A 16,802-nucleotide genomic window follows, 5' to 3' on the forward strand; every position below is an offset into this window, starting at 1 on the left:
TGATCATCCCCGCAGTCCTGGGCGCGAAGAGCGAACCCCTCAACCTCGGCCGCCTCCGCCGCCTGATCTCCGCGGGGCTGCGGCGAGCGTTGTTCCTGCGGGACCGGGGCTGCGCATTCCCGGGCTGCCATCGGCCACCCCGGCACTGCCAAGGGCACCACATCCGCCACTGGGCAGACGGCGGCCCGACTGACCTGAGCAATCTGGTGCTGATGTGCGCCCACCACCACCGCTTGCTGCACCGCTCGGGCTGGGAAGTCCGCATCGCCGCCGACGGCCTACCGGAATTCCTTCCCCCAGAGTTCATCGACCGCCGCCGAAAACCTCGGCGCAACAACCTCCACGAACCGCTGCCCTTCGCAGCCTGAACATGGGACAGGCCCGCAGCCACAACGGCTGCGGGCCCAAACCCGTGCCTTCGGGTGTGCCGCCGGACAGCCCCAGGAACCGCCGCCTGCGCCCCATGCCGGGCCGACACGGCGCGGACCTGCCCGCACGGTCGCAATTCGCCGATGGCTCTCGTCGTTCACGGGAACTGCCCGCTGCGGTCGCTTTTCGCCGATGGCTCTCGTCGTTCACCGGAACTGTCCGCTACGGTCGCATTCCGCCGATCGGTCCCGCCGCTCGCCGGAAACTGTCGGTGGTGCCCGGTAAGCTGGATATCGGGGGCCGGAGGCCTACCCCGCCGCCCGCAAAGCCGCCACCGCCGGTGCGAACATCGTCTCCTTGATCGCCCCCAGCGTTCCGCGGTCCTTCCCCGCCAGCGCCGCCACTCGCTCGTGCGCCACCTTCACCACCTCGCCCTCGGCCGTGACCTCGTCCACCAACCCGATCTCCGCCGCCTCCGGGCCGCCGAAGCGGCGGCCCGTCGTCATCGATGCGATCGCCGCCGATGGGGTCAGCTTGCCCTGGATCAGCGCCGCCATGCCCGGGGTGAACGGGATGTTGATGTCCGCCTCCGGGAAACAGAAATAACCCCGGTCCGCGCGCATCACGCGGAAGTCGTGCGCCAGCGCCAGCATCGCTCCCGCGCCGAACGTGTGACCGTTGATCGCCGCGACCGTCGGGACCGGCAGCGTCAGCACGCGCGCCAGCAGCTCCTGCACCTCCGCCACGTACTCGGATGCCTGGTCACCGTGGGCGGTCAGCCATTCGAGGTCAAGGCCGTTCGAATAGAACTTGCCGCCTCCGGTGGTCACCAGGGCTCCCTCGACTCCGTCCAAAAAGGAATGGACGCGCTGCAGCCAGTCCGGGGAGAAGCGGTTTTCGCCGTCGCCCCAATCGAGCACGGAAACGGTCACGGTCGGTCCTTTTCTCGAGGGGGCACGGTCAGCACCGCCCGCACCGCGGCGGCCAGCCTTTCCCGCACCAGCGGATCGGTGATGTCGCGCCGGAAGAACGCGGTCGGCAGATCGACGACGCACGTCGTGATCACCTCGACCGCCAGGCCGTCCCCGCGGTTCCACAGCTGCCGGGCGAGCCGGACCAGCAGGGCGACCAGGCGGTTGTCCACCGCGTGCAGGGCTTCCGCCAGCTCGTCGGGCACCTCCGGCCCGAACAGCCGATCGCCCCGCACCTTCAGCAGCATCCGCGCGCCGTCGGGACGCAGCAGCGCGAACTCCGCGGGCGTGTCCGCGGCCGCGACGACCGCCTCCACCGGGGAGGCCGCCTGGTCCACGAGCGAGGTCTGGAGGTCGAGGAACGCCGTCGCCGCGCGCAGCCAGACCTGGGCCAGCAGGGCGCTGAGTGACCCGAACGCGTGGTAAATCGTCCCGTTCGGGACACCTGCGGCCGCCGCCAGGCCACGGACCGTCACCTCCGTCGAGGAGGCGACGAGCCGCTCGGCGACGTCGAGGAGCGCGTCGAGGTCGTGGACGCGGGGGCGGGGCATGGCGCGACCGTAACAGAACACGTGCTCCAAAACCAGCGCGGTAGGCTGCCGCCGTGGAGATCTGGATCAACCCGGCGTGCTCGAAGTGCCGGTCCGCGGTGTCGCTGCTCGACGAGGCCGGCGCGGAGTACACCGTGCGCCGCTACCTCGAGGACCCGCCGACGGCGGCCGAACTCGAAGCCGTCCTGGCGCGCCTGGGCCTCGAACCGTGGGACATCACGCGCACCGCCGAGCCCGTCGCGAAGGAACTCGGCCTCAAGACCTGGGGCCGCACGCCCGAGGACCGGCCGAAGTGGATCGAGGCGCTGGCCGAGCACCCGAAACTCATCCAGCGGCCGATCATCACGGCCGACGACGGCACGACGGTCGTCGCCCGCGACCCCGAAACGGTGCGGTCGGTCCTCTAAGGGATCGCGTCTGTCTTGGCCAGGCGCGGGACGTCGAGGGGCACCGTCTCCGGGTACTTGATCCCGGCGCCGGTGTTGAGCACGACGACGTCTTCGTCGCCTTCGAGCCACCCTGACTCGCGAAGGTGCCTCAGCGCGGCGAAGCACGCTCCGCCTTCCGGACAGACGAAGGTGCCTTCGTAAGAGGTCAGTTCGCGCTGCGCCGCGAGCAGTTCCTCGTCGGTGACGGCAATCGCGGTGCCCTCGGTCGCGTACACGGCGTCGAGCACGAGGAAGTCGCCCAGCGCCTTGGGCACCGTGATGCCGAAGGCGACCGTCCGGGCGTCGGGGAACGGCTTGCTTTCCCGCTCACCGCGCTCGAAGGCCGTGACGATCGGTGCGCACCCGGTGGCCTGGACGGCGACCAGACGCGGCAGCGGACCGGAAACCCAGCCCAGCTCCCGCATCTCCAGCAACGCCTTGTGGATCCCGATGATGCCGACGCCGCCGCCGGTGGGGTAGAGGATGACGTCGGGCAGCCGCCAGCCGAACTGCTCGGCGATCTCGTACCCCATCGTCTTCTTGCCCTCGATGCGGTACGGCTCCTTCAGCGTCGAGACGTCCTGCACGCCGGGTCGCCGCCCGACCGCCGCCGCGACGAGCTTGCCCGCGTCCCCGATGAGACCGTCCACCCGGTACAGCTCCGCCCCGGCGGCGACGCACTCGCGCATGGTGATCGCCGGGGCGTCGTCCGGCATCGCCACCAGGCTCGACAGCCCCGCGCGCGCCGCGTACAGCGCCCACGCGGCGCCGGCGTTGCCGTTCGTCGGCATCGCGATCCCGCGCACGCCCAGTTCGGCCGCCCGCGAGACGCCGACCGCGGCGCCGCGGGCCTTGAACGTGCCGGTCGGGACCAGTCCTTCGTCCTTCATCCACAGGCGCGACAGGCCCAGCTCGCGGCCGTAGCGCGGCAGCCGCAGCAACGGCGTCATGCCCTCGCCGAGGCTGACGACGTGCTCGGCCGAGCGCACGGGCAGCACCTCGTGGTAGCGCCACAGCGTCGGCTCGCGCCCGGCGATCTCCTTCGGAGTCACGGCTTCGCGGACGCGGTCGAGGTCGTAGCGCGCGAGCAGCGGCGCGCCCGCCGGGGAGAGGCCCTGGACCGCGTCGGCGTCCACGCGTTCGCCCGTCCGGGAACATTCCAGGTGGCTGAGGAACGAGTACGGCACGGCGCCGATCCTAGGTCCTAAAGTGAGCACATGGACGCGCTGTGGGTGTGCCTGTTCGTCTTCGCCGGGGTGACGCTCGGTACCTGGCTGGCCTCCGTGCTGACCAGGGAGTACTCCTGGGTCGACCGGATCTGGTCGATCGTGCCGGTGGCCTACGTGGGGATCTTCGCCGGTGCCGCCGGGTTCGCCGACGCGCGGCTCGACGTGATGTTCGCGCTGGTGGCGCTGTGGGGCGCCCGGCTGACGTTCAACTTCGCCCGCAAGGGCGGGTACGCGCCCGGCGGCGAGGACTACCGGTGGGCGGTGCTGCGCGAGCGGATGGCGCCGTGGCAGTTCCAGCTGTTCAACTTCTTCTTCATCTCGCTGTACCAGAACGTGATCCTGCTGCTGATCACGCTGCCCGCGCTGACCGCGCTGGAACACCCCGGCGGGTTCGGCGTGGCGGACGTCGTCGTCGCAGTGGTGTTCGCCGGCTTCCTGGTGGGGGAGACGGTCGCCGACCAGCAGCAGTGGGCGTTCCACCGCGAGAAGCACGCGGGCCGGGCGCCGACGCGGTTCCTGCAGACCGGGCTGTTCCGCTACTCGCGGCACCCGAACTTCTTCTTCGAGCAGGCGCAGTGGTGGGCGATCGCCGCGTTCGGCGTCGTCGCCGGCGGTCTGCAGTGGACGGTCGCCGGCGCCGTCCTGCTGACCCTGCTGTTCGTGGGCTCGACGCGGTTCACCGAGAGCATCACGAAGTCGCGGTACCCCGAATACGCCGACTACCAGCGGCGGACGTCGGCGGTCGTCCCGTGGCCGGTCCGCGGATGACGGTCGTCGCCGCGCTGCAGCTCGCCACCGGCGTCCCGATCGACCGGGTGCTGGCGTTCGAGGACGAGCTCCGCGGCGCCGACCTGGTCGTGCTGCCGGAGGCGGTGCTCGGCGGCTACCCGGGCCGGACGCCGTTCCCCGAGTACTTCCACGCCGCGGTGACGGTGCCGGGCCCGGAGACGACGGAGCTGGCCGCGCTCGCCGCCCGGACCGGCGCGACCCTGGTCGTCGGCGTCATCGAGCGCGACGGCTCGACGCTGTACAGCACGGTGGTCTTCCTCGACCCGGCCCTCGGGCTGGTCGCCAAGCACCGCAAGCTCGTCCCGACGGCCCGCGAACGCCTGTTCTGGGGCCGCGGCGACGGTTCGACGCTCCCGGCGGTCCCGACGGCGGCGGGCCTGGCCGGTGCGGCGATCTGCTGGGAGAACCACATGCCGCTGCTGCGCGCGGCGATGTACGCGAAGGGCGTCGAGATCTGGTGCGCCCCGACGGCGGACGACCGCGACGTCTGGCAGGCGTCGATGCGCCACATCGCCGACGAAGGCCGCTGTTTCGTGGTTTCGGCGTGCCCGTACGAGGCCGACGGCGACGATCCGTTCCGCGGCGGCAGCGTGATCGTGGGTCCGTTGGGCGACGTGCTGGCGGGCCCGCTGCACGACGCGGAAGGCGTGATCACGGCGGAGATCGACCTGGAGGAGATCGTCGAGGCCCGCAAGAGCCTCGACGTCTCGGGGCACTACGCGCGGCCGGACGTGTTCGCGTTGACGGTGGACGAACGACCCCGGGACGGCGTCACCTTCCTGAAGTGACGCCGTCCCGCGAGGGCTCACACCGCCAAGCGGCCGCCGTCCACCGGCAGGATCGCGCCCTGGACGAAGCTCGCGTCACCCGTGGCCAGGAACGTGATCGCCGCTGCGATCTCCTCCGGGGAGGCCACTCGGCCGGCCGGGCCTGCCGCGGCCAGCTCGTCCAGGCCGTCGCCGAACACCGCCGTGCCTTCGGTGCGGGTCGGGCCCGGGCTGACCGCGTTGACCCGGACGCCGGACGGCCCGAACTCCGCCGCCCACGCCTTCGTCATCAGCTCGATCGCCGACTTCGACGCGCCGTACACCGCCATGCCCGCCATGCCGCGCACCGCGACCATCGTGGACACGTTGACGATCGCGCCGTGGCCGCGCGCCGCCATCTCCGGCGCCAAGGCGGCGACCAGGAAGAACGGCACCTTCACGTTCGTCGTGAAGACCGCGTCGAAGTCCGCCTCGGCGAAGGATTCGGTCGGGCCGGTCGGGAAGATCCCGGCGTTGTTGACCAGCACGTCGATCGGCCCGCCCAGCTCCCGCGCGCGGTCCGCGAGGGCGCGCGCCGACGCGGCGTCCGTCAGGTCCGCCGCGACGAAGTCCGCCTTGCCGCCCGCCGCGCGGATGGTCGCGACGGCCTCGGCGCCGCGCCCGGCGTCCCGGCCCGACAGCACGACGTGCGCGCCCAGCCCGGCCAGTGCGACCGCCGTCGCGCGGCCGATCCCGCTCGTCCCGCCGGTCACCAGTGCCGTCGACCCGGACAGTTCTGCAGTCATCGTTCAAACTCCTTCGAATTCTCGGTCGAAGGGTTCAAGCGAGATCTCCCGGAGAAGGCTTCCAGAACCGGGTTCGGCCCTCCTTATACCTCCGATCCGTTCCGCCGATGGTCTTCCAGCGCCGCGACGAACTCGGCGACGTCCCGCCGCCGCGACGTCGCCGGCCACACCGCCCAGGTCCGCCGGACGATCGGGTTCCCGGCCAGCGGCACCCACCGGACGGTGTCCGGCAGCGGGTACGGCCACTCGGGCGGCGCGAACGCGTACGCCCCGCCCGCGCTGACCGCCGGGATCTTCAGCTCGACGATCAGCCGCTGCTCCTCCGGCACCTCCGGGCCGACGTCGAGGCCGTGACTGCGCAGGATCGCGGCCAGCTCGTCGTACCAGGCCGGGCTGCCCGCGCGCGGGAAGGCGAACCACTCCAGGCCGGCCAGGTCCTCCAGCCGGACCGGCGAGCCCAGCTTCTCGGCCAGGTCCGCGGCCAGCAGGACGCCGACGTCCTCGGTCACCACGAGCACCGCGTCCAGGTCCGGTCCGGCCGGGCGCTCGCGGACCAGCCCGACGTCCAGCTCACCGGCCCGCAGCGCGGCGACCTGCGCCACCGACGACAGGTGCCGGGCCTGCACCCGCGTGTCGGGGAGCCGCGCGAGCGCCGAAGGCAGCAGGTCCGGCGGCAGTTCCAGCGGGACGCCGACGCGCAGCACGCCGCCGCCGGCCGCGGTGTGCCGGGCCATGGCCGCGAGTGCCTGGTCGTGGCGCGCCAGCACCGCGCGGGCCTCGCCGAGCAGTGTCGTCCCGGCGTCGGTGACCTGGACGCCGGTGCTCGTGCGCACCAGCAGCCGGACGCCGAGCCGCCGCTCGAGGGCCGTGATCGTCTGGGACAGCGCCGGCTGGCTGACGTGCAGCTGCCGGGCCGCCTTCGACATCGCGCCCGCCTCGACGACCGCGACGAACGCCTTCAGCTCGCGGATCTCCATCAGACGGCCCACCGGATCGGCAGCGATTTGAGGCCGTTCTGGAAGTTCGACCGCAGCCGCACCGGTTCTCCGGCGAGCTCCACGAACCCGAGCAGGTCGAGCACCGCGTCGAACATCGCCCGCAGCTGCACCCGCGCCAGGTGCGCGCCGAGGCAGAAGTGCGGGCCGTGGCCGAAGGTCAGGTGGTCGTTCGGCGTCCGGCCGATGTCGAAGGTGTCCGGATCGGGGAACACCGCAGGATCCCGGTTGGCGGAAGAGAACCACACCACGACCTTGTCCCCGGCCGCAATGTCCACATCGGACAATCGGACGTCGGACGCGGCGGTGCGCCGGAAGTGCATCACCGGGGTCCACCACCGCAGCATCTCTTCGACCGCCGAGGGCAGCAGCGACCGGTCGGCCAGCAACCGTCGGTATTCCGCGGGGTGCGAGAGCAGCGCGAGCAGGCCACCGGGCAGGCCGTTGCGCAGGGTTTCGTTGCCCGCCACGGAAAACAGCCAGAACAGGTTCTCGAACTCGGCGAGCGAAACGCGGCCGCCGTCGTCGCCGACGTGCCGCATCAGGTTGCTCATCACGTCGTCGCCCGGGTGCTCGCGCTTGTACTCGCCGAGGGCGTTCGCGTACGCGTAGAGATCGGGCATGCCCGCGCGCGTCCGCGGGTCCGGCATCGACCCGTCCGGCCCCGGTGACGGCCGGACGGCGAGCGCCGCCCGGGCGAGGTCGCTCACCTCGGCGAGGGACACCGTCGAGCTGACCGCGTACTCGGCGTCCTGGTAGCCGATCACCCGGTTGCTCCAGTCGTACATCAGCCGCCGGTCCTGTTCCGGCACGCCGAACACCCCGGCCAGCGTCACCAGGGGGAGATCGGCCGCCACGGCCGCGAAGTCGCACTCCCCGCGATCGGCGACCGCCGCAACCAGGTCCCGCGCCCAGCCTTCGATCTGCGAAGTGAGCTTCGCGATCGCGCGCGGGGTGAACGCCTTCGTGAGCAGCCCGCGCAGCCGGCCGTGCTCCGGGGGGTCCATGTTCAGCATCATCCGGCGCACGTACGCGAGGTCGGCCGCGTCGCGAATCTGCGTCCCGCCGAGCTGCGAGGAAAACACCGCCGGATCCCGCAGCACCCGCCGCACCTCGGCGTGCCCGAGCACGGCCCAGAAGTCGTCGACGCGCACCACCGGGCCGGCGCGCCGCAGCCGCGCCAGCTCCTCGTACGGGACACCTCGCACGTAGGTGTCCGGATCGGTGATCGTCACGGCCCGACCCTAGCCGCGCCCACCGACAATTTGGGAGGCTGCGCGGATGGACACGCTCAACATGCGCATCGGCGGCAAGGGCGAACCGGCCGTCCTCCTCCTGCACGGCCTCGGCGCGACCGGTGCCGTCTGGAACCATTTCGCCGTCCAGCTCGACCGGCGCGTCCTGGTGCCCGACCTGCCCGGCCACGGCCCGTCCGCGCCGCTGCCGCACTACAGCTTCGCCACGCTCGCCGAGGCGGTCGCCCGTGCGCTGCCGGACGGCGGGCCGCTGATCGTCGCCGGGCACTCGCTCGGCGGTGTCCTCGCGCTGGAGCTGGCGTCCGGCCGGTACGGCGTCGAGGTCGACGGCGTGCTGGCCCTCGGCGTGAAGGTCGAGTGGAGCCAGGACGACCTGAACCGCGCCGCGTCCTTCGCGGCCAAGCCACCGCGGGTGTTCGCGACGCGGGTGGACGCCGAGCAGGCGTACCTGAAGGTGTCGGGGCTGCTCGGGATCGCGCCGGCCGACCCGGCCGGGCTTCGCGAGACCGAGGGAGGTTGGCGCCTCGCGATGGACCCGGCCGCGTTCGGCCTCGGCGCACCGGACATGCCGGCCCTGCTGGCCGGGGCGCGCTGCCCGGTCGTGCTCGCCGCCGGCGAGAACGATCCGATGAGCCGTCCGGAGCAGCTGCGGGCGCTCGATCCCGGCGCCGTCACGCTCGCCGGTCTCGGGCACAACGCCCACGTCGAGGACCCGGCCGCCGTGCGGGCCCTGCTCGAGCGCTTCGGGGTGTGAAGCAGCGGGTGCAGCCGTCGTACCCCACTCGACGGCTGCTCCGCCAACCCCTCGCCACCATCGGACGCGAACAGCCTAGGAAAGGGCGGTGGACGAGCGCCTGTACTCCCGTTCCCCGCCGCCGTCACCGTCCGTACCTGCGGAAACGGTTATCTTCGCCGATCGGTGGTACAGCTCGGGCGGCACGATCGTGATGCTGGAGAGGTACGTTCCGCTCGGGGGACGCAGGAGAGGACGCCTGTGGACGAAGGCCCGTCGTTCGCCGGATGGCTGCGGGACCGCCGCGTGCTCGCCGGGCTCACCCAGGCGCAGCTCGCCGAGCGGGCGGGAGTGAGCCTGCGCGCGGTGCGCAACGCCGAGCTCGGCAGCGTCCGGCGGCCCCGGCCGGAGACGGCCCGCAGGCTGCGGGAAGCGCTCGCCGAAGCCCCGCCGGAGCCCGTGCGGCTCGGCGTCCTCGGCCCGCTGACGGTGACGCGCGGTACCGAAGAAGTGGAGATCGGGGCGGAGAAACAGCGCCTGCTGCTGGCGCTGCTGGCCCTGCAGCCGAACCGGACCGTCCGGCGCGAGGACCTCGTCGACGTCATCTGGGACGAGCCTCCGCCGTCGTGCCTGGAGCTGCTCCACACCTACGTCGCGCGGCTGCGGCGGGCGCTGCGGCCCGCCGACCTGATCGTCACGGACAAGGGCGGCTACCGGCTCGCGGCCGGCGAGGACGAGCTCGACCTGCTGCGCTTCGAAGCCCTTCTCGCGCGGGACGCCTACGCCGAGGCGCTCGACCTCTGGCGCGGCCCCGCGCTCGCCGACGTCGAACGGCTGCGTCAGCACCCCGCCCGGCTCGGGCTGGCGATGCGGCGCGCCAAGGCCGTGCTGGCCTACGCCGAGGTCGCCGCGCCGGAAGACGCGGCCGTGCAGCTGCGGGTGCTGACCGCCGAGGAGCCGCTGAACGAGTCCGCGCACGCCAAGCTGATGCTGGCGCTCGCCGCGTCCGGGCGGCAGGCCGCCGCGCTGGACGTCTTCGACGAGGTGCGCCGGCGGCTGGCCGGCGAGCTCGGCCTGGAACCCGGTCCCGAGCTGCGGGCGGCCCAGCGGCAGGTGCTGCGGCAGGACTTCGCCGCGCCGGAGCCGCCGGCCCGGGTGCCGGCCCAGCTGCCCGCGGACGTGCCCGGTTTCCGCGGCCGCGCCGCCCAGTTGGCCGAGCTGGACGCCCTGCTGCGTCGCGAAGAAGGCGACACGAGTGCGCGCATCGCCGTCCTCTCCGGCACCGGCGGGGTCGGCAAGACCGCGCTCGCCGTCCATTGGGCGCAGCGCGTGCCGGGGGAGTTCCCCGACGGCCAGCTCTACCTCGACCTGCACGGCTACGGCACGGTCCGGCCGGTCGACCCGGGTGACGCGCTGTCGGGGTTCCTGCGCGCTCTCGGCGTCGCGGGCTCGGACATCCCCGCCGAGCCGGACGAGCGCGCCGCGAAGTTCCGCACCGCGCTCACCGGGCGGCGGATGCTGCTGGTGCTGGACAACGCGAACGCGGTCGGGCAGGTCCGCCCGCTGCTGCCCGGCTCACCGACCTGCCTGGTGCTGGTGACCAGCCGGGACGCGCTGCCCGGGCTGGTCGCCCGGCACGGCGCCCGCCGGGTGCTCGTCGACCTGCTCACCGAGGCCGAGGCCCGTGACCTGCTGCGGGCGCTGCTCGGCCCGCGCGTCGACGACGAACCCGAGGCCGCCGCGGCGCTGATCGGCTACGCGGCCCGGCTGCCGCTGGCCCTGCGGCTGGTCGCGGAGCTGGCGCTGAGCCGCCCGGGGGAGCGGCTGGCCGCGCTCGCCGACGAGCTCGCCGACGAACGGCGGCGGCTCGACCTGCTCGACGGCGGCGGCGACCCGCTGACCGCGGTCCGTGCGGTGTTCTCCTGGTCCTACCGCAACCTCGCGGCCGACGCCGCGCGCGTGTTCCGGCTCTGCGGCCTGCACCCCGGCCGCGACCTGACGCCGCCCGCGCTGGCCGCGCTCGCCGGGGTCCCGCTGCCGGAGGCCGAACGGCTGGCCGGCGCCCTGGTGCGCGCCCACCTGGCCCAGCAGACCGGCGACGACCGCATCCAGCTGCACGACCTGCTGCGCGTCTACGCCGCCGAACTCGCGGCCGGGGACCCGGCCGAGAGCCACGAGGCACAGCAGCGGCTGTTCGACTTCTACGTCGCCTCGGCCGGGCAGGCGATGGACGTCGTCCTGCCCCAGGAGCGGCACCTGCGGCCGCGCGTGCCGGACCCCGACGTCAAGGTGCTCGACGCGCCCGCGTGGCTGGAGGCCGAGCGCCGCAACCTGCTGGCGGTCGCCGCGCACGCGACGCGGCACGGCTGGCCCGACCACCTGCGGCTGCTGTCCGGGATCCTCTGGCACTACCTCGACGTCGGCGGCTACCACGAGGAAGCGCTGGTACTGCACACGCACGCCTCGGCGCTGGCCCACCACGCCGGCGACCGGGCGGCCGAGGCCGAACCGCTCATCCTGATCGCGCTGGGCCACTGGCGCGTCGGCCGGTCGCCGGAGGCCCTGCGGTACCTGGAGGAGGCGCTCGTGCTGGCCCGGGAGACCGGCGACTGGCGCACCGAAATCCACTCGGTCAACACGCTGGGGCTCGTGTGCCGCGCGCTGGGCCGGTTCGCCGACGGGATCCGGTACTCCACGGAAGCGCTGGCCCTGGCCAGGAAGACGGGCGACCGCACCAGCGAGGGCCTGGTCCTGGTGGTGCTCGGCTGTTCCTGCCGCGGCATCGGCCGCTACGGCGAAGCGATCGGCCACCTGGAAGAGGCGCTCGCCTTGGCACGCGACATCGCCGACCGCACGAGCGAGGGCTACGCGCTGGTCAACCTGGGCGACGCGCTGTCGGCGCTGGGCCGGCACGACGAAGCGGTCCGGGTGATCGAAGAGGGGCTGGGGCACCTGCGCGCCATGGGCGTCCGGGTGAGCGAGGGGTACGCCCTGGGCATCCTCGGCGACGTCGAGCACGCGCGCGGCCGGTACGCCGAAGCCGCGGAACACCTGGAGCGTGCGCTGGAAATCGCGCAGGAGACCGGCAGCCCGCCCAACCGCAGTGTCGCGCTGAAGCACCTCGGCGACGTGCGGCTGGCGCAGGGCCGCCACGCGGAAGCGGCCCGGCACCTCGAAGAAGCGCTGAGCCTGGCCCGCGAATGCGGTGACCGCGGTGTGGAATCCCGCGTGCTCAACAGCCTGGGCAGCCTCGCCGCGGCGCGCGGTGCCTCCGCGGACGCGCTGCGGTACCACCGCGAAGCACTGGCCGTGGCCAAGGAAACGGGCTGCCGTCCCGAACAGGGCCGGGCCCATTGCGGGCTCGGCGAAGTCCACAATGGACTCGGCGAGCCGGAGGCCGCGCGCGAACACTGGGAACGCGCGCTGGCCTGTTACGCCGGGGAGCGCGTGCCCGGCGCGATCCGCGTCCGCAACCACCTGACGGCCTTGGAGTGCGTCGCGGGGTAGCCGGGTTCGAGGGTGGCCAGGTCGTGTTCCAGCCGTTCGAGGTCGCGGTCGACGACGTCGGTGCTGCCCGCGAGCCGGGGCCGGGGCTTCACGGCCTGCTCCCGGTGGCCTTGAAGAACGTGTAGCAGAAGGTGCCGTCTTCGCGGGTCGTCCGGTGCAGGTCCGCGACGCCGCGGTCCCAGCGGTCCGGCGTGATCAGCCCGCGGGCGACGGCGGTTTCGCCCACGCCTTCGACCATCGCGGTGAAGGTGTCGCGGGTGAACCCGGCGACCAGCGCGGGCCGGGACGCGTCGGCGTAGACGGTCCGCGGTGCCACGCCGACGTCGCCGAACCCGGCGCCGGTCAGCAGCGGGTGGAGGCGGCGGCCGATGAGCGCGTCGCCGCCGGCGTCGGCCTGCAGGCGGACGAGGCAGTCGATCGCGGCCTGGGCGTGTTCGCTGCGCGGGTGGAAGAACGCCGAACCGTGGTCGCCCTCGATGACCGTGATCGTGCCACCGGGCCGCAGCAGGGTCTTCAGGTGCGCGAGGGCTTTTTTCGGCTCCGCCAGGTGTTCCAGCACGAAGCAGACGAAGACGTGGTCGTATTCGCCGTCCAGGTCGAACAGGTCGGCCTGCCGGAAGTCGACACCGCGCACCCGGGCTTTCGCCTCCCGCAGCGATGCCGCGGAGACGTCGACCGCGGTCAGGTGCGCGCCGGGGCTGCGGGCCACCAGGTGGACGGTCTGGGCGCCGACGCCGCAGCCGGCCTCGAGCACGCGGGAGCCGGCGGGGTAGGCCGTGCCCGCGTGCAGGAGGTCGGCGAGGGTGTCGGCCTGGTCGCCGAGGCGGCGGGTCTCGGGTTCGGCGTATCCGTGCACGTAAGCGGTGTCCATGAGTCCAGCGTCCTGCGACAATGGTCCGATGGACAGAGCCAAAACCACGTCTGCGGAGGGATCCATAGGGTCGGACTTCCTCCAGCTGGACGTCCGGTCGGCGCCGCCGGGCGGGCTCGCGGACTGGCTCGCCGGGCAGCTGCGCGCCGCGGTCGCCGACGGCAGGCTCCCGATCGGCGGCCGGCTGCCCGCGTCCCGGGTGCTGGCCGCCGAGCTGCGCGTCTCGCGAGGGGTGGTCACCGAGGCCTACCAGCGGCTGATCGACGACGGCCACGCCGCGGGCCGCGGCCGGGCGGGGACGGTCATCGTCGCCGCGCCCGTGCTGCCGCCGTCCCCGGCGCCGGACTTTTTCCCTGCGAAAGTGATCACGCCGCTGCCCGGCGCGGAAGTCTTCGACGCGGTCCGCGCGGCGCCGGCCCGGATCGACCTGACGCCGGGCGTCCCGGACCTGACGGCGTTCCCGCGGGCGGCGTGGCTGCGTGCCGAGCGGGCGGTACTGGAGGAGCTGGAGCCGTCCCACTTCGGCTACGGCGACCCGCGCGGTGCGCCGTCGATGCGGCTGGCGGTGTCGCGCTGGCTGGCCCGCAACCGCGGCATCCGGGTGGACCCGGGCGAGATCATCGTGGTGTCCGGGGTGGCGCAGGCCCTGACGCTGCTGGGGGAGGTGCTGCGGCAGCACGGCGTGGCCGCGGTGGCCGTCGAGGACCCGGGGTCGCTCGGCGCCCGCCAGCACCTGCACCACTGCGGCCTGGCGACGCCGCCGGTGCCGGTCGACGACGACGGCGTGCAGGTCGCCGGCTTGGACGCTCCCGCGGTGCTGCTGACGCCGGCCCACCAGTTCCCGACGGGCGTGGTGCTGGGCGGCTCGCGGCGCCGGGAGCTGCTGCGCTGGGCGGCGGACGGCGGCATCGTGCTCGAGGACGACTACGACGCCGAGCACCGGTACGACCGGGCGCCGGTGCCCGCGGTCCGGTCGATGCTGCCGGAGGTGTGCTACATGGGCAGCGTGTCGAAGCTGCTGGCGCCCGCGCTGCGGGTGGGCTGGCTGCTGGCACCACCGCGGTTCTTCGCCGATCTCGTGGCCGCCAAGCGGTTCGCCGACCTGGGGAACGCGGTGCTGGCCCAGCTGGTGCTGGCCCGGCTGATGGAGACGGGCGAGCTGGAACGGCAGCTGCGGGTGGTGCGCGGGCGCCACCGCCGTCGCCGGGACGCGATGATCCAGGCGTTGTCGGCGTCACTGCCGGGCGCGGTGGTCCACGGCGCGGCGGCCGGGCTGCACTTGACGGTGACCTTCGAGGCCGAGGTGGACGACGTTGCGGTGGCGGCGGCCGCGCTGGCGGAGGGGGTGAAGGTCCAGCCGCTGTCGTGGCACCGGCAACGCCCGGGACGGCCGGGGCTGGTGCTGGGGTATGCGGCGCGGACGGCGACGGAGATCGCCGAGGGTGTGGCCGTGCTGGGGCGGCTGGTGCGGCCCTGATGAGGGCGTGCGAAGGCCCTCGCCGTGAGGGGGATCCCCGATTTCAACGTTACCGGAGAGCGCCGACAGTTCCGGGCCCGCGCACGGGGGTTGTCCACAGCCCTGCCCTGTTCGGGAGAGTTGTGGACAACCCGTCCGGCAAAGGCCGTCCGGTAAACAGTCCTCAAAGGACAATCAAGCGACTGTGATCATGCTCTCCCAGGCGATCCGCGCTGTTGGTTGCCATACGCAAGCAAGTTGCTTAGCCTAGCTAAGGGACTGGGCGAGCAGAGAGGTTGCACAGTGGCGCAACGCCGGACGTATTCGATCGCGGAACTGGGGCCGCGGTACAAGTGGATCGCGCTGTCCAACACGACGCTGGGCATGCTGATCGCCACGATCAACTCCTCGATCGTGCTGATCGCGCTACCCGACATCTTCAAGGGCATCGGCATCAACCCCCTGGAACCGGCCAACACGAGCTACCTGCTGTGGATGATCATGGGCTTCCTCGTGGTCACCGCGGTGCTGGTGGTGAGCTTCGGCAGGCTCGGCGACATGTACGGCCGCGCGAGGATGTACAACCTCGGCTTCGCCGTCTTCACCGTTTCTTCCATCATGCTGGCCGTCACCTGGTTCGACGGCGACGCCGCCGCGTTGTGGCTGATCGGCTGGCGGATCGTGCAGGGCGTCGGCGGCGCCTTCCTGATGGCGAACTCCTCGGCGATCCTCACCGACGCCTTCCCGGCCAACCAGCGCGGGCTCGCGCTCGGCATGAACGGCGTCGCGGCCATCGCGGGTTCGTTCCTCGGCTTGGTCGTGGGCGGGGTGCTCGCGCCGGTCGACTGGAACCTGATCTTCCTCGTCTCGGTGCCGTTCGGCGTGATCGGCACGATCTGGGCGTACCTCAAGCTGCACGACACCGGCGTCCGCAAGCACGCGCGGATGGACTGGTGGGGCAACATCACCTTCGCCGTCGGCCTGATCGCCGTGCTGATCGGCATCACCTACGGCATCCAGCCCTACGGCTCGTCCCCGACCGGCTGGGGCAGCCCGTTCGTGCTGACCTGCCTGATCGGCGGGCTCGCGGTGCTGGTGGCGTTCGTGGTCATCGAGTCGAAGGTGGACAACCCGCTGTTCCGCATGTCGCTGTTCCGGATCCGCTCGTTCACCTGGGGCAACGTCGCCAACCTGACGGCGTCCCTCGGCCGCGGCGGCCTGCAGTTCATCCTGATCATCTGGCTGCAGGGCATCTGGCTCCCGCAGCACGGCTACACGTTCGAGCAGACGCCGCTGTGGGCGGGCATCTACATGCTCCCGATGACGGTCGGCTTCCTGCTCGCCGCCCCGACGTCGGGCATCCTCGCGGACCGCATCGGCAGCCGCCTGCTCGCCTCGAGCGGCCTGCTGATCACGGCGATCACGTTCCTGCTGCTGATCATCCTGCCGGTCAACTTCGACTACTGGGCGTTCGCGGCGATCCTGCTCGTCAACGGCATCGGCATGGGCATGTTCTCCTCGCCCAACCGCGCCGAGGTGATGAACAGCCTGCCGGCCGACGCCCGGGGCTCGGGCGCGGGCATGATGACGACCTTCCAGAACGCGGCGATGGTCCTGTCGATCGGCTTCTTCTTCAGCTTGATCATCGCGGGCCTGTCTTCGAGCCTGCCGTCGACGATGAGTGCGGGCCTGACCGAACACGGCGTCCCGGCGGCGTCGGCGGCCCAGATCGCGAACCTCCCGGCGGTGGCGGTGCTGTTCGCGGCGTTCCTGGGCTACAACCCGATCCAGCAGCTCCTCGGTGGCCAGCTGGCGTCGCTGCCGCCGGACCAGGCGTCGTTCCTGACCGGCCGGAGCTTCTTCCCGAACCTGATCTCGGGCCCGTTCCAGTCGGGGCTGGCGGTGGCCTTCGGGTTCGCGATCGTGGTGTGCCTGATCGGTGCGGTGGCGTCGCTGCTGACGAAGAGCAATCGCACGCCGGACGGCGAGTCGGTGGGCGAAGAACTGGCCGCGGTGGCCGGGGAGTCGGGCAGCGGGCCGAGCGAACTGGTGTCGCCGTCGAGCGAACGCTGAAGGTGCCGCAGGGAAGCCGGGT

At 72.6% G+C, this 16,802-nt stretch carries 15 protein-coding genes; 8 read left to right on the plus strand and 7 right to left on the minus strand.

The features are described from left to right. Positions 1 to 368, plus strand: a 368-nt coding sequence (locus tag IE317_RS31495) for an HNH endonuclease signature motif containing protein (RefSeq protein ID WP_191314999.1), incomplete at its 5' end; no start/stop codon positions are given. Between the two features lie 309 nt (positions 369 to 677). Here the strand turns inward: IE317_RS31495 and IE317_RS31500 are convergent. Together IE317_RS31500 and IE317_RS31505 are read right to left on the minus strand one after the other, a co-directional pair. Next, entirely contained in the window at positions 678 to 1,301 is a 624-nt protein-coding gene (locus IE317_RS31500; RefSeq protein ID WP_191315000.1) for an enoyl-CoA hydratase/isomerase family protein, read from the minus strand. Further along, positions 1,298 to 1,891 (minus strand): TetR/AcrR family transcriptional regulator, encoded by a 594-nt coding sequence (locus tag IE317_RS31505; protein ID WP_191315001.1) that lies wholly within the window; start codon positions 1,889 to 1,891, stop codon positions 1,298 to 1,300. Before IE317_RS31505 ends, IE317_RS31500 begins: the two co-directional genes overlap by 4 nt. A 53-nt stretch (positions 1,892 to 1,944) precedes the next feature. Here IE317_RS31505 and IE317_RS31510 point away from each other — a divergent pair, with 53 nt between their 5' ends. Beyond that, on the plus strand, positions 1,945 to 2,298 hold the full coding sequence (locus IE317_RS31510) for an arsenate reductase family protein (RefSeq protein ID WP_191315002.1): 354 nt from the start codon (positions 1,945 to 1,947) through the stop codon (positions 2,296 to 2,298). Here the strand turns inward: IE317_RS31510 and IE317_RS31515 are convergent. Further along, positions 2,295 to 3,506 carry a threonine synthase gene (locus IE317_RS31515; RefSeq protein WP_191315003.1) on the minus strand — a complete coding sequence of 404 codons (1,212 nt, stop codon included), beginning with the start codon at positions 3,504 to 3,506 and terminating at the stop codon, positions 2,295 to 2,297. The two genes, IE317_RS31510 and IE317_RS31515, sit on opposite strands and share 4 nt — an antisense overlap. Before the next feature lie 30 nt (positions 3,507 to 3,536). Between IE317_RS31515 and IE317_RS31520 the strand changes: the two genes are divergently transcribed. Together IE317_RS31520 and IE317_RS31525 are read left to right on the plus strand one after the other, a co-directional pair. Continuing rightward, complete coding sequence (locus tag IE317_RS31520) at positions 3,537 to 4,316, plus strand: DUF1295 domain-containing protein (protein WP_191315004.1); 780 nt, start codon at positions 3,537 to 3,539, stop codon at positions 4,314 to 4,316. Beyond that, positions 4,313 to 5,125: a carbon-nitrogen hydrolase family protein gene (locus tag IE317_RS31525; RefSeq protein ID WP_191315005.1), complete on the plus strand. Its 813-nt coding sequence runs from the start codon at positions 4,313 to 4,315 to the stop codon at positions 5,123 to 5,125. The genes IE317_RS31520 and IE317_RS31525 overlap by 4 nt, the downstream gene beginning before the upstream one ends. 17 nt (positions 5,126 to 5,142) lie before the next feature. Here the strand turns inward: IE317_RS31525 and IE317_RS31530 are convergent, their stop codons facing one another. The 3 genes from IE317_RS31530 to IE317_RS31540 all read right to left on the minus strand — a co-directional run bounded on the left by IE317_RS31530 (position 5,143) and on the right by IE317_RS31540 (position 8,119). Continuing rightward, the gene (locus tag IE317_RS31530; protein WP_191315006.1) at positions 5,143 to 5,889 is read right to left on the minus strand and encodes an SDR family NAD(P)-dependent oxidoreductase; all 747 of its coding nucleotides are present in this window, start codon (positions 5,887 to 5,889) and stop codon (positions 5,143 to 5,145) included. Positions 5,890 to 5,972: 83 nt separating this feature from the next. Next, positions 5,973 to 6,866 carry a LysR family transcriptional regulator gene (locus IE317_RS31535; RefSeq protein ID WP_229903020.1) on the minus strand — a complete coding sequence of 298 codons (894 nt, stop codon included), beginning with the start codon at positions 6,864 to 6,866 and terminating at the stop codon, positions 5,973 to 5,975. After that, a complete protein-coding gene (locus IE317_RS31540) occupies positions 6,866 to 8,119 on the minus strand; it encodes a cytochrome P450 (RefSeq protein ID WP_191315008.1) in 1,254 nt (417 codons plus the stop codon). The genes IE317_RS31535 and IE317_RS31540 overlap by 1 nt, the downstream gene beginning before the upstream one ends. A gap of 46 nt (positions 8,120 to 8,165) precedes the next feature. On the opposite strand from IE317_RS31540, the gene IE317_RS31545 reads away from it, so the two are divergent. Together IE317_RS31545 and IE317_RS31550 are read left to right on the plus strand one after the other, a co-directional pair. Continuing rightward, positions 8,166 to 8,894, plus strand: coding sequence for an alpha/beta fold hydrolase (locus tag IE317_RS31545; protein ID WP_191315009.1), 729 nt, complete (start codon positions 8,166 to 8,168; stop codon positions 8,892 to 8,894). Positions 8,895 to 9,134: 240 nt separating this feature from the next. Continuing rightward, positions 9,135 to 12,380, plus strand: a complete 3,246-nt coding sequence (locus IE317_RS31550; protein ID WP_191315010.1) for a tetratricopeptide repeat protein — start codon at positions 9,135 to 9,137, stop codon at positions 12,378 to 12,380. An 88-nt stretch (positions 12,381 to 12,468) separates the two neighbouring features. On the opposite strand, the gene IE317_RS31555 is transcribed toward IE317_RS31550, so the two are convergent. Further along, positions 12,469 to 13,251: an L-histidine N(alpha)-methyltransferase gene (locus tag IE317_RS31555; RefSeq protein WP_191315011.1), complete on the minus strand. Its 783-nt coding sequence runs from the start codon at positions 13,249 to 13,251 to the stop codon at positions 12,469 to 12,471. A 28-nt stretch (positions 13,252 to 13,279) separates the two neighbouring features. Between IE317_RS31555 and pdxR the strand changes: the two genes are divergently transcribed. Together pdxR and IE317_RS31565 are read left to right on the plus strand one after the other, a co-directional pair. Continuing rightward, on the plus strand, positions 13,280 to 14,728 hold the full coding sequence (gene pdxR, locus IE317_RS31560) for a MocR-like pyridoxine biosynthesis transcription factor PdxR (RefSeq protein WP_191315012.1): 1,449 nt from the start codon (positions 13,280 to 13,282) through the stop codon (positions 14,726 to 14,728). A gap of 282 nt (positions 14,729 to 15,010) precedes the next feature. Then, positions 15,011 to 16,780 carry an MFS transporter gene (locus IE317_RS31565; RefSeq protein ID WP_191315013.1) on the plus strand — a complete coding sequence of 590 codons (1,770 nt, stop codon included), beginning with the start codon at positions 15,011 to 15,013 and terminating at the stop codon, positions 16,778 to 16,780. Positions 16,781 to 16,802: the final 22 nt, after the last annotated feature.

This window comes from Amycolatopsis bullii (assembly GCF_014654205.1).
GTDB lineage: Bacteria > Actinomycetota > Actinomycetes > Mycobacteriales > Pseudonocardiaceae > Amycolatopsis > Amycolatopsis plumensis.